Source organism: Ureibacillus suwonensis, from assembly GCF_042655065.1.
GTDB classification, from domain to species: Bacteria; Bacillota; Bacilli; order Bacillales_A; family Planococcaceae; genus Ureibacillus; species Ureibacillus suwonensis.
In genome coordinates this window covers 11,967-24,710 of record NZ_JBHSNQ010000191.1, presented here as the reverse complement: position 1 = coordinate 24,710, position 12,744 = coordinate 11,967, and the positions used below count along the sequence as shown (strand labels likewise).

Here is a 12,744-nt window from a genome sequence, read left to right as displayed (position 1 = left end):
CTTAAGTATAGCAAATTATGCTCGAAAGATACACGATTTTTAAATCCCAAAAGTATTGCAAAGGGCTCTTTTCAAATCAGGTTTCCAAGATTTCCAAGTGTGATTGCCATCCAGTTCATCATAAAACATATGTTGATAATTTTTGGATATTAACAATTGATGCAATTTCCGGTTCGGCGTGAGGAAATCTTTCACTTCTTTGTAGAATGTGACAGCTTCCGATTCCTGTTTTCCGACCGTGTGATAAATGGCCAAAGATTCGTGTGTCGGCGCTTCTTCAACCGCCTTTAACACCGATTCATCCACATAAGGCGATTGCAAAATCACTTTGCCGAAAATAGTCGGATATTTTATTGCGGCAAGAAGGGACACGGTGGCAGCCATGGAATCGCCGATCAATCCCCGGCTTGACCCAAGCTCGGTTGTCGAAAATTCGCTGTCGATGAAGGGTACAAGTTCATGGGCCAGAAATTTTAAATAGGCTTCATGCTGCTCTCCCGATGGTATGTATTTTCTTCTTCGATCCAGTGCATCCTTGTAAGGAACACCTACGATAATCAAGTTCTCAATTTCGTAGTTGCCAATCAATTCATCAGCAATATGGGAAATTCCACCTAATTGGAAATAGTCTTTCCCATCAGAAGCGATTAAAATGTTATATTTATTAAGTGGAGTATAATTTGCTGGAGTATAAATCAGCAATTCGAAATTCTCCTGCAAGGTATTACTGTAAAATGGAATATCTTGTATGGATCCTGTTTCCACTTGTTGTCCTCCTTAAGTTGTAGTTCATAATTGTATCATATAAAAAAAATATCATGTATGATGAAATAAAAGAATATTTTTACATTAGAAATAGAAAAAATCATATAAAAGAGAGAGGATTCACCATGCAAGAATATAAACGTGTTCATTCAGATGATGTGACAAAAGCGGCCAAGGAAGCATTGAAAAGAAGAGGGGTTAATATAGAGGACATTGCAAAAATTGTGTATGAAATGCAATCGCCTTTTAATCATGGATTGACTTTGGAACATTGCATTCAATCGATTGAACGGGTGCTTCTGAAGCGGGAAGTTCAACATGCGGTGCTCGTGGGCGTGGAATTGGATGAATTGGCAGAGAAAAAAATGCTTTCAGAACCTTTGCAAACGATTGTAGAAAATGATGAGGGGTTATTCGGCGTCGATGAAACGATCGCATTGAGCTCTGTCATGACTTATGGCAGCATTGCATTAACGACGTACGGCCATTTGGATAAAAATAAAATCGGCATTATCAAAAAATTGAATACGAAGAATGGCAAAGATGTCCATACATTTTTGGATGATCTCGTGGCGAGCATCGCGGCATGTGCTGCAAGCCGTATTGCCCATAAAATGCGGGATCTGGAGGAAGAAGGGGAAACATTTCGAAATGTGCATCCAAAGGAATTGGGTCCGGAAGGTGAAATGCTGCCGGTGGATGATGAGCCATGATAAATAAACAGGCTGGGTTTAAATCGCCCAGCCTGTTGGCATTTATCTCAATGTTCAATTTTCTGTCTCCTTATTTGAAGAATCCTCATCTTCATGTGGCAATTGTCCGTTGAAATATAAAAATGATTCGTCCTCCAATTGATGGATTTTTTCTTCATTGATCCCTATCGCCAAAGGTCCTGAAAAAATTTCCTCCCACCAATATTCTGTCGAAATCATATCATTTGCCCCCTCTTCAATATTTTTGTGAAGACTGCACATTCTCAAACTTTTAATGGTAGTTCTTCAACAAATTGTAGTAATATTACTGTAGTTAGTATGGGCTGAAAACTATTTTTTATGTACTTTGGGGGGAAAGAATGAAATTACAAGCGCATGAAATTGAAAAGATGATCAACCTGCAAAAAGAATTTTTTTATTCCGGTCAAACAAGGGACATCGAGTTTCGGAAAAAACAATTGAAGAAGTTAAGAAGTGCCATAATAAAACATGAAAAAGAAATTTTAAAAGCATTGAATCTGGATTTAAGAAAAAGTGAGTTTGAAGCATATTCAAATGAAGTCGGTTTCGTTTTGAACAGCATTCAATATATGCTCAAGTCCATTGATGAATGGGCAAAACCGGTGGAAGTGAAAACGCCGTTGCATTTTCAACCGGCAAAGAGCTTCATCGTTCGTGAGCCCTATGGTTCAGTATTGATCATCGGACCTTTCAATTATCCGTTCCAATTGGTGATGGAACCGTTAATCGGTGCGATCATCGGCGGGAATACGGCCATTGTAAAACCTTCCGAGTCTTCCGTCCATACGGCGCAAATCATCAGAACAATCATTGAAGAAACGTTTGAACCGCAATTCGTGCGGGTGGTGGAAGGGGAGAAGGAAGAAGTAAACGCCCTTATCCATGCCCCTTTTGATTATATTTTCTTTACAGGCAGCGTGTCTGTCGGGAAAATTGTGATGCGCGCCGCGGCGGAAAGGCTTACCCCAATCACCCTTGAGCTGGGAGGGAAAAGCCCCGTCATTGTCGATGAAAGCGCCAATCTTGATGTCGCTGTTAAACGGATAGCATGGGGGAAATTCAACAATGTCGGACAAACTTGTGTGGCACCGGATTATGTCTTGGTCCATTCCTCCATCTATGAACGGTTTATCAAAAAATTGAAGAAAACGATTGTCCAATTTTATGGAAAGGATCCCCAAGCCAGCAGGGATTACGGACGAATCATCAATGAACGCCATTTTGATCGCCTGGCCAAACTGCTGCAAGCGGAAAAGGACAACATCACTTTCGGTGGAAGAGCGGACAGAAAAGATTTATATATCGGACCTACGATTTTCGAAAATGTCAGCTGGGAGAGTCCGATTATGGAAGATGAAATTTTTGGGCCATTGCTTCCAATCATCAAATACGAAAATCTCGCTTCGGCCTTTGATCAAATACGCAAGCTTCCAAAGCCGTTAGCCGCTTACTTCTTCTCGGAAAACGAGAAACATATCGATGCTTTTTTACAGGAGATCCCATTTGGCGGAGGATGCATCAACGATACGGTGACCCATGTAGCCAATCATTATTTGCCATTTGGCGGCGTCGGGCCTTCCGGAATGAACAGCTATCACGGCAAAGCGAGCTTCGAAACCTTCACCCATGCGAAATCCATCATGAAGCGATCTTCAAAATTGGCCAATAATTTATTATATCCACCATATAAACAAAAGGTGAAATTGGTGCGAAAAGTGTTGAGATAATTTGAAATATTGAATAGATGTTGTGATCGGGAACGATATATAATAAAATACTTTGATTGAAAATTCTAAAAAAATGAACTCATGTCGGCAAAATTCGACATAACGAAAAAAGTTCGTTTTTTCTACGAATCCTCTTTGTCGAAATTTATCTATTTTTGATATGATTGATATCATTAAGAAAAAATATCGAATGAAAATATGATTTTGCAATTGTTAAAAATTGGAACGTTTTCATCGAAACTTACCATTGCTTAATACGGAGGAAGAAAGATGATTACAGAAGAAATATTGAGCGTCATTCCAATGAAACAAGTGATTGGACAGTTGCCGAATACCATCAAGGATATTTCGGATGATTCAAGAAGTGTTCAGCCAAAAAGCATGTTTGTATGCATCAAAGGATATACGGTGGACGGCCATGACTATGCTCAAGATGCGGTCAATCAAGGGGCAACGGTGGTGGTCGCGGAAAGACCGTTGCAACTGGAAGGCAATGTGGCGCAAGTCATCGTGCCGGATACGAACCGGACATTAGGGCTTATCGCCGCCAAGTTTTTTGATTATCCGTCTGAAGACTTGACGATGGTTGGAGTGACAGGAACAAACGGGAAAACCAGCGTATCGAACATCATTCATCAAATGTTTGTCGGATTGGGAGAAAAATCCGCATTATCAGGCACCATCGGTTTTAATCTGAACGGGGTGCTCTATGAAACAGCGAATACGACAAGCGATGCATTAAGCACGCAGCAAATGATATTCCGTGCGAAAATGGAAGGATGCCATTCGATGGTCATGGAAGTCTCTTCCCACGGCCTGGCTTTGGGAAGACTTGCGGGGGTGGATTTCGATGTGGCCGTGTTTACAAATTTGACCCATGATCATTTGGATTTCCACGGAACGATGGAAGAATACGGATATGCAAAAGGTTTATTGTTTTCCCAATTGGGCCAGGATTTGACAAAAAATAAAGCGGCCGTATTAAATGCGGATGATCCTTGGTCCAAAAAATATGAAAGTATGACCCCATACCCTATATGGACATATGGTTTGAAAAACGATGCCCATTTCCGGGCTGAAAATTGCGGTTTCAATGAAGGTTTTACGACTTTTGATATGATTACGCCTGAAGGAAAATTTCCGGTAACGATGCAATTGTTAGGGGAATTTAACGTTTATAATATTTTGGCGGCGACCGCCGTTTTATATTCCCGCGGTTACCCGATGGAGGCGATCATCGAGCAGATTGAAGACTTGGTGCCGATTCGTGGGCGGATGCAAAAAATCAAAACGGACTTGCCTTTACATATTTTCATCGATTACGCCCACACGCCGGATGCCATCGAAAAAGCCATCGATGCGGCAATGCCATTCAAAAAGCCGGGGAATAAATTGATTTTCCTTGTGGGGACAGGAGGAAACCGGGATAAATCCAAACGGCCTGCCATGGCGGAGAAAGCCTCAAGAGCGGATTACGTCGTGCTAACAACAGATGATCCCCGCTTCGAAGATTACGATAGCATTACAGGCGATTTGGCAAAAGGGATGCTTCATGAGAATTATGCCTGCATCGGTGACCGGGCGGAAGCGGTCCGGCATGCGATCGAGGTTGCGGAGCCTGGGGATGTCATCATCTTTGCCGGTAAAGGACATGAAGATTATCAAATCATCGGCAACAAAAAATATCCTCACAGTGATGCGGATATTGCCTTGGAAGCTGCAAAATTGAAATTTGTCAAAGGGTGAATTTTAGAATGAGCCGTCTCAAAACATAGCGAGACGGCTAAAATTATGATAATTACAGGTATTTGTACGAAAAGCGTTTCAAATTGCAATGATGGCAGTGAATTAAAATGAGAAAATGGTTGTCGAAACATGGACAATTCTTTTATTATTGTTTACGTATGAAAAAAGGAGACGCAGAAATATGGATTCAAAATTAAAACAAGAAATATTATCCCGTCGGACGTTTGCAATCATTTCCCACCCGGATGCCGGGAAGACCACGTTGACGGAAAAGCTTTTGCTATTTGGCGGAGCCATCCGCGCTGCCGGTACAGTCAAAGGGAAAAAGACCGGAAAATTCGCCACAAGTGACTGGATGGAAATCGAAAAACAACGGGGAATTTCCGTTACTTCCTCCGTTTTGCAATTCGATTATGACGGCTATCGGGTGAATATCTTGGACACACCGGGACACCAGGACTTCTCGGAGGATACGTACCGTACACTGATGGCGGTGGACAGTGCCGTCATGGTGATTGACGCGGCAAAAGGGATCGAATCGCAAACGATTAAATTGTTCAAAGTTTGCCGTATGCGCGGCATTCCGATTTTTACATTCATCAATAAATTGGACCGCCAAGGGAAAGAACCCCTTGAATTGATCGAAGAAATCGAGGAAGTGCTTGAAATCAAAGCCTATCCGATGAACTGGCCGATCGGTATGGGGAAAGAATTCTACGGCATTTATGACCGCTACCATCATCGGGTGGAACAGTTCCGGGTGGAAGATAAAGAACGCTTTTTGCCATTGGATGAAAATGGCGAATTGGCCGCTGATCATCCGATGAAGGAAACTTCCTATTATCAGCAGGCGTTGGACGATATTCAACTCTTGAATGAAGCGGGGAACGCTTTTTCGGAAGAGGAGATCCGCCAAGGTGAATTGACGCCGGTGTTTTTCGGTTCCGCTTTGACAAACTTTGGCGTGCAAACTTTCTTGGAAACTTATTTGAAATTCGCTCCTGCTCCGCAACCGCGATTGACAGAAGATGAGCAGCTGATTGATCCAATGGAGCATGAGGAGCTTTCCGGATTCATTTTCAAAATTCAGGCAAACATGAACCCGGCACACCGGGATCGAATCGCTTTTGTGCGCATTGTTTCGGGCAAATTTGAACGGGGAATGAATGTGACATTGGCCCGTACAGGAAAAACGTTCAAAGTGACCCAATCGACGCAATTTTTGGCGGAAACCCGGGAAACGGTGGACGAAGCGGTGGCAGGAGACATCATCGGGCTATATGATACGGGAACATATCAAATCGGAGACACCATTGTGGGTGGAAAGAAATTGTTCCAATTTGAAAAACTCCCTCAATTTACACCGGAACTGTTTGTGAGAGTCAGCCCGAAAAACGTGATGAAATCGAAACAGTTCCATAAAGGCATCTTGCAGCTTGTGCAAGAAGGGGCCATCCAATATTATAAAACGCTGCATACAGAGGAAATCATTCTCGGTGCGGTGGGGCAATTGCAATTTGAAGTGTTCGAGCACCGGATGAAAAATGAATATAATGTGGAAGTTGTCATGCAGCCGATCGGATCCAAAATTGCCCGCTGGATCAAAAATGAAGAGGATGTCAAGGATTCAATGAATTCATCCCGTTCCATGCTGGTGAAAGATCGCTTCGGCAAACTCGTCTTTTTATTCGAAAATGAATTTGCTATGCGCTGGTTCTCGGAGAAAAATGAACATATTCAATTATATAGTTTGTTGTAATACTTGGACTGGAGCGAATGGAAAATTGTTTTCCGTTCGCTCTTTTCGATTGTTTTGGAAGCGGCGGAACAGAATCCCCATAAATATTCCTCGAAAGGGTTCAAACTGTTGAATAATGGGGTATGGAATTGCCCAAAACAGCAAATGGATGACTTGTGAAAGGAAAAAAAGAACCGTATCAAGAATAAGTAATTAATAGGAATATTGGGGATGGAGGAAAAGGGCATGGCAGTTCATTTTTTTACAGGTTTTCCTGGGTTTATCACGAGACAATTGATTCGCCGGATGTTTGAAAATAATGTAGCGGACACGGTATACGTCCTTGTGCTGAAAACGGAAAGAGAAAAAGCGGAAACGGTGCGGGAAAGCATTTTGGAAGCGTATCCTGGCAGAAAGATTGAAATCATCGAAGGCGATATTACATTGCCGAATTTAAACCTCCAAGAAGATACGATGAAAAAAATGGCAGAGGAGGTTCAATATTTCTGGCATCTGGCCGCCATATACGATTTGGCCGTACCGCGGGATGCCGCCTGGAAAGTCAACGTGCACGGCACATCCAATGTGAATGATTTTGTGAAAAAATTGCCTCGATTAAAGCGTTATATGTACTTCAGCACAGCCTATGTGGCGGGCAGAAGGGAAGGGTTGCTTCTTGAAACGGAATTAATACGGCCGGAATCCTTCAAAAACCATTATGAAGAAACGAAATTTGAAGCGGAATTGCTGGTGAGAGATTTGATTGATGAGATTCCGTTGACCATCATTCGGCCAGGGATTGTGATAGGGAATTCGAAAACGGGGGAAACGAATAAATTTGACGGTCCATACTTCTTTTTAAACTTGATCGATCGTTTGAGTTTCCTGCCGTTTATACCTTACATCGGAAAATCCGATGCACGAATCAATGTGGTGCCAATAGACTATATAACGGAAGCGGCGATTTTCCTTTGCCATGATGAGGATGCGATCGGCAAAACGGTGCATTTGACCAATCCAAACCCGCATCCGGTCCAGGAAGTGTACCGGACGATGGTGAAAGAAATGACAGGTCACTTCCCTAAAGGGAGAATCCCCCTTTCCGCTGCAAAGGCGTTCTTGCAAATCAAAAAAGTTCGGACAATGCTGGGGGTTGAAAAGGAAACCATCGATTATCTGACATGGAATGCGACTTTTGATTGTACGATGGCCAAAGCGCTTTTATCAAAAGGAAATATCACCTGTCCGGATTTTATCAAAACGATTCCGGTGATGGTCCGGTTTTATAAAGAAAATAAAAGCAATGAACAGTACCATATCCAAATCAAATAAATTCATTGCAAATCAATTTTGGTGCTGATATACTTAGTTTACGTAAAAATGAATAACCATTGACATTGTCAAAGGGGAGTAGCTATAAGTATTTGGACGCCCAAATACTTACTTCATATTCGTCATTACATGGCGGGTGCCATCGGATATGAAAGCAAATTCATCCGTTTGCTTAGCAAGACCTTTGCCTTTCAAGGGCAAAGGTCTTTTATATTGTATAAAAATGGCATTTCCCTTGAATTGTAGAAGCAGTTTCGGTTGGGCATACAAACATTAAGGAGGAGTAATTCATGGAAGCAATCATTTTGGAATATTTGTGGGTTCTGGTCGTTCTCGTCGCGCTGGAAGGACTGTTGGCCGCGGATAATGCGGTGGTTATGGCGGTGATGGTCAAACACTTGCCGGTGGATCAGCAGAAAAAAGCCCTGTTTTACGGATTGTTTGGAGCGTTGATCTTCCGTTTTACCGCGTTATTCTTAATCACTATTTTAGTGAACTATTGGGAAATCCAAGCGATTGGTGCAGCATATTTATTGTTTATTGCGTTTAAAAATATTTACGAAAAGAAATTCAAAAAAGAGAAAGAAGAACGGGAAATTGAAGAACATCTGCAAAAAGGGAAAGGATTATGGGCTACGGTATTGAAGGTTGAATTGGCGGATATCGCCTTTGCTGTGGATTCAATGCTTGCTGCCGTTGCAATTGCGGTGACACTGCCGGAAATTGGCCATTTTCATATCGGTGGCATCAATGCGGGACAATTTACGGTGATGTTCCTCGGCGGAATCATCGGGATGATTTTGATGCGATTTGCTGCACAAGCGTTCGTCAAATTGTTGAACAACTATCCGGAACTTGAAACAGCTGCCTTTTTAATTGTTGGATGGGTTGGTATTAAATTGGTGGTTTTGACATTATCCCACGAAAAAGTCGGCATCTTGCCTCATGATTTCCCGCATTCAGCACCTTGGGAAATCACATTCTGGGCTGTGCTTGTGGCTATTGCAGCCGGTGGATGGATCATCAGTGTGGCAAAGAAAAAAAAGGAAAAAGCAAAAGAGATCTAACCTGCGAAGGAACGGCTGTAAAAAGGCTGTTCCTCTTTATTTTCTAATGAATTTTTCTTATACTAATAAAAAGTTTATTTGGAAATAAAGAGGAGAAGCCCATGGCAAACATGTCCATTAAAAACAAACAAATAACACCGTTTCAACTTCTTGTCACATTTTATTTTCTGGCCATGTTGATTTCTTTTTTGTTGTTGCGGATTCCGGGCGTATACCAGGATGGAAAAGAAGTATCCGTAATTGATACGCTTTTTACTGCCGTGAGTGCCATCAGTGTAACGGGATTGACCGTATTCAATATTTCAGAAACGTTTACGGATTTTGGGGAAATCATTTTATTGATTATTGTGCAATTGGGTGCGATTGGGGTCATGTCCATCGGCACCTTTATTTGGCTGCTGATAGGCAAAAGAATCGGCTTGCGCGAAAGACAGCTGATCATGATCGATTTTAATCAGACTCAGTTGGCGGGGGTAGTACGGCTTCTTAAAGAAATCATCAAAATTTTGTTCTTTATTGAAGCGATCGGCACTTTGATATTGACCATCCATTTTATGAGATATTTTGATTCCTGGTCGGAAGCATTCAAAAATGGGCTGTTTGCCGCAATTTCCGCAACGACGAACAGCGGCTTTGATATTACCGGACACAGCTTCGAACCTTTTTATAATGACTATTTCGTTCAATTTATTTCAATGATATTGATTGTGCTTGGCGCCATTGGATTTCCGGTGCTGGTGGAATTGAAGCATTATTTATTGAAGAAAGATCCCTCTTTTCGTTTCAGCCTCTTTACGAAAATCACCACTGTAACATACGGTGTATTGTTTATTATCGGCGCTTTTGCCATCTTTTTGCTGGAGTCGTTTCAAACTTTAAAAGGAATGCCTTGGCATGAGAAACTCTTTGTTTCGATGTTTCAATCGATTTCTTCAAGATCAGCGGGATTGACGACAATGGATGTGGAAATGTTTAGTGAGGCGACAAAAATATTTTTGAGTTTTTTGATGTTTGTCGGTTCATCGCCAAGTTCCGTCGGTGGGGGTATCCGGACTACGACATTTGCGATCGCCATGTTATTTTTGATTAATTTCGCCAATGGAAGAAAAGAGATTCAAGTGTTTGGACGGGAAATTTGCTTGGAGGATATTTTGCGTTCCTTTGTGGTGATCATCCTTGCAGCGTTTATGGTATTGATTGCGACAATGGTGTTGTCGATGACGGAGCCGGATGCAACAACCACAGAAATCATCTTTGAAATCACATCCGCATTCGGTACGTGCGGTATGGACCTCGGAATCACAGAAAGTTTATCGACCGCAGGCAAATTGGTCATCATGGTATTAATGTTTGTCGGAAGAGTCGGGCTGATTTCGTTCTTATATACATTGGGCGGAAAGGCGCAAAAACCGAAATTCCGATATCCGGAAGAACGCATTATCATCGGATAATCGGAAAGAAAAAATGTAATTATGTCAAAAGCGCAAGGTGTGAACGGTTTTCCTTGATGTAAAAACACTCCTGGAAGAGACCTGCCACTTTAGTGCGGTATACAATCAAAAAAAATCATCCATTCATTGCGAATGGATGATTTTTTTGTGGACAAGCCACCGTTTTCCGGTAGCATTTTGGTGAAATGGAGAAAGGGGAAAAACAATTTTTTTTAAATAGATCTGTACAAAGTTGTCATAAAATGGACAAAAACGAAATAATTTCTAAAAAATATGAATATTCTCGTCTTTTATGTCATATGCTGTGTAGAAGTGGATATATTTTTATTAAAATAATAATATTTTACAGACAATAATAATGAACAGTATGTGAGAAACAAAAAATAGTCTATAAGTAATAATATATAATTCAAAATCTTTTATCAACGAGTAATAAAAATATAGAGCAATACTACCATATACATTAAAAAAATACATAAAAAAACAAAAAAATAACACCAAAAATTGTCTGAATTTTGAAAATCGGTATTTAATGCTTATTTTATTCTTTAAAATTTTATGAAATAATTTTTATAAAACTTATATTAAGAAAATTTCGGAAAGTTAAAATTTATTGAATAAATTGTAGATAGAGAGAGAAAAAAATTATTTAATGATTGTGGGGAAGGATGGGTGTTTCAAAATGACAAAAGCGACAATGGTACCTCTATTGGAAGATTTGTTCCAATATGATGATCCTGTGCTTATATTAAATACTTCATGTAATATCGAGTCAATCAGCAACAAGGCAGCTCAGATATTAAATTTGGATGAAGAGATAGGGAAGCCCCTTCCCATGGACGATTTATCACAATCAAGATGGAATTCATTTATAAAAAGAATCCGGCAAGAGAAATTTTCCTTCTCTTCATTTAATATTAAAGGCAAAGATTCTGCGTATAAAGAAATAAAAGTTTTCGGAATGTTTCTGAAAAAGAATAACCTGGTGTTTTTAAAAATATTGAACGAAGATTCGGACAACAAGTTTCAATTGTACAGGAAACATTTTCTGAATGATTTGCCTTATGGCCTTCTCTTCTTTAAAGACGAAATGATTAATGAAATCAATTCACGGGCGATTGAATTGCTGGATATCGACTTGGGGAATATTTCAAACTTGTCTTTTGATTCTTTTCTCTCAAAGTATTTCGATTACGGTTATAAAAAGCTGCAATTTTTATCCGAACTGAAAGCTTTTGGACATGCAACGCTGGAAGTGAAGCGTTTGAATCGGCAAAATGAAGAAAGATATTTAACAATGAATTGCAAATATTTCTATTATTTGGACATGATTGTGGTTTCCATCGTGGATCATACGGAAACGGTCAAATTGAAACAAAAAGTGAAAGAACTTGAACATTTTAGTGAAATCGGAAAGATTTCCGCAAATATTACCCATGAGCTGAAAAATGCGGTAACCTCGTTGAAAGGATTTATGGAGTTATTGAAATTCAATACGACGGAAGAAGGAAAAAAATATATAAAAATCATTGAATCCGAAATGCAAAGAATGGAGACCATCCTTTCAGAAATACTCTATTTGGCAAAACCGACCAAATTTATTAAAGAAAAGGTATCCATGCTGCATGTGATCGAAGAAGTGATTGAAATTATGCAGCCCCAAGCTTATAAAAACCATGTCGTGATCCAATTGAAGGCCGATGAAGAATGTGATTCAATGATTACCGGCAATGTCAATCATTTAAAACAAATGTTCATCAATTTGGTAAAAAACGCTATTGAAGTGATGGAAAATGGCGGCACGATTACAATTGAATTAAAAAATATATGCAATAAAGTCCAAGTATTGATCAAAGATGAAGGAACAGGGATTCCGGAAGAAAATTTAAATAAATTATTCACGCCATTTTTTACAACAAAAGATGAAGGAACAGGACTCGGGTTGTCACTCGTCAAAAAAGTGGTGGATGAGCATCATGGAAAAATTTCGGTGGAAAGCATCGTTGATGTCGGTTCCACTTTCATTTTGGAATTTCCGGGTTATACAGAGAATTATACTAAGTATTATTACGATGAAAATCAAATGAAGAAACTGTTGGCATCCCGCACGGCCAATTCTGTCCCGCTTGTATAGCCGCCGCTTTGACAAATCTTTTCTCTAATAGCTATAATGCTCTTAAAGAG

At 40.3% G+C, this 12,744-nt stretch carries 10 protein-coding genes; 8 read left to right on the top strand and 2 right to left on the bottom strand.

The window, feature by feature from the left end; genetic code table 11:
• Window positions 1-39: 39 nt before the first annotated feature.
• Complete coding sequence (locus ACFPOH_RS15820; RefSeq protein ID WP_390310589.1) at window positions 40-765, bottom strand: alpha/beta hydrolase; 726 nt, start codon at window positions 763-765, stop codon at window positions 40-42.
• A gap of 125 nt (window positions 766-890) precedes the next feature.
• On the opposite strand from ACFPOH_RS15820, the gene ACFPOH_RS15815 reads away from it, so the two are divergent.
• Window positions 891-1,478, top strand: coding sequence for a phosphatidylglycerophosphatase A family protein (locus tag ACFPOH_RS15815; RefSeq protein WP_342470070.1), 588 nt, complete (start codon window positions 891-893; stop codon window positions 1,476-1,478).
• A gap of 54 nt (window positions 1,479-1,532) precedes the next feature.
• Here ACFPOH_RS15815 and ACFPOH_RS15810 read toward each other — a convergent pair whose 3' ends face one another.
• Window positions 1,533-1,697: a hypothetical protein gene (locus tag ACFPOH_RS15810; RefSeq protein ID WP_342470069.1), complete on the bottom strand. Its 165-nt coding sequence runs from the start codon at window positions 1,695-1,697 to the stop codon at window positions 1,533-1,535.
• 140 nt (window positions 1,698-1,837) lie between these two features.
• Here ACFPOH_RS15810 and ACFPOH_RS15805 point away from each other — a divergent pair, with 140 nt between their 5' ends.
• The 7 genes from ACFPOH_RS15805 (at window position 1,838) to ACFPOH_RS15775 (ending at window position 12,694) form a co-directional block, all read left to right on the top strand.
• Window positions 1,838-3,226, top strand: a complete 1,389-nt coding sequence (locus tag ACFPOH_RS15805; protein WP_342581065.1) for an aldehyde dehydrogenase — start codon at window positions 1,838-1,840, stop codon at window positions 3,224-3,226.
• Between the two features lie 270 nt (window positions 3,227-3,496).
• Window positions 3,497-4,972, top strand: coding sequence for a UDP-N-acetylmuramoyl-L-alanyl-D-glutamate--2,6-diaminopimelate ligase (locus ACFPOH_RS15800; protein ID WP_342470067.1), 1,476 nt, complete (start codon window positions 3,497-3,499; stop codon window positions 4,970-4,972).
• A gap of 181 nt (window positions 4,973-5,153) precedes the next feature.
• Window positions 5,154-6,731 (top strand): peptide chain release factor 3, encoded by a 1,578-nt coding sequence (locus ACFPOH_RS15795; RefSeq protein WP_342581066.1) that lies wholly within the window; start codon window positions 5,154-5,156, stop codon window positions 6,729-6,731.
• A gap of 225 nt (window positions 6,732-6,956) precedes the next feature.
• Window positions 6,957-8,042: an SDR family oxidoreductase gene (locus tag ACFPOH_RS15790; RefSeq protein WP_390310586.1), complete on the top strand. Its 1,086-nt coding sequence runs from the start codon at window positions 6,957-6,959 to the stop codon at window positions 8,040-8,042.
• A gap of 290 nt (window positions 8,043-8,332) precedes the next feature.
• The gene (locus tag ACFPOH_RS15785) at window positions 8,333-9,109 is read left to right on the top strand and encodes a TerC family protein (RefSeq protein ID WP_390310584.1); all 777 of its coding nucleotides are present in this window, start codon (window positions 8,333-8,335) and stop codon (window positions 9,107-9,109) included.
• 101 nt (window positions 9,110-9,210) lie between these two features.
• A complete protein-coding gene (locus ACFPOH_RS15780) occupies window positions 9,211-10,560 on the top strand; it encodes a TrkH family potassium uptake protein (protein ID WP_390310583.1) in 1,350 nt (449 codons plus the stop codon).
• Window positions 10,561-11,242: 682 nt separating this feature from the next.
• On the top strand, window positions 11,243-12,694 hold the full coding sequence (locus ACFPOH_RS15775) for an ATP-binding protein (protein ID WP_390310581.1): 1,452 nt from the start codon (window positions 11,243-11,245) through the stop codon (window positions 12,692-12,694).
• The last annotated feature ends 50 nt before the right edge of the window (window positions 12,695-12,744 follow it).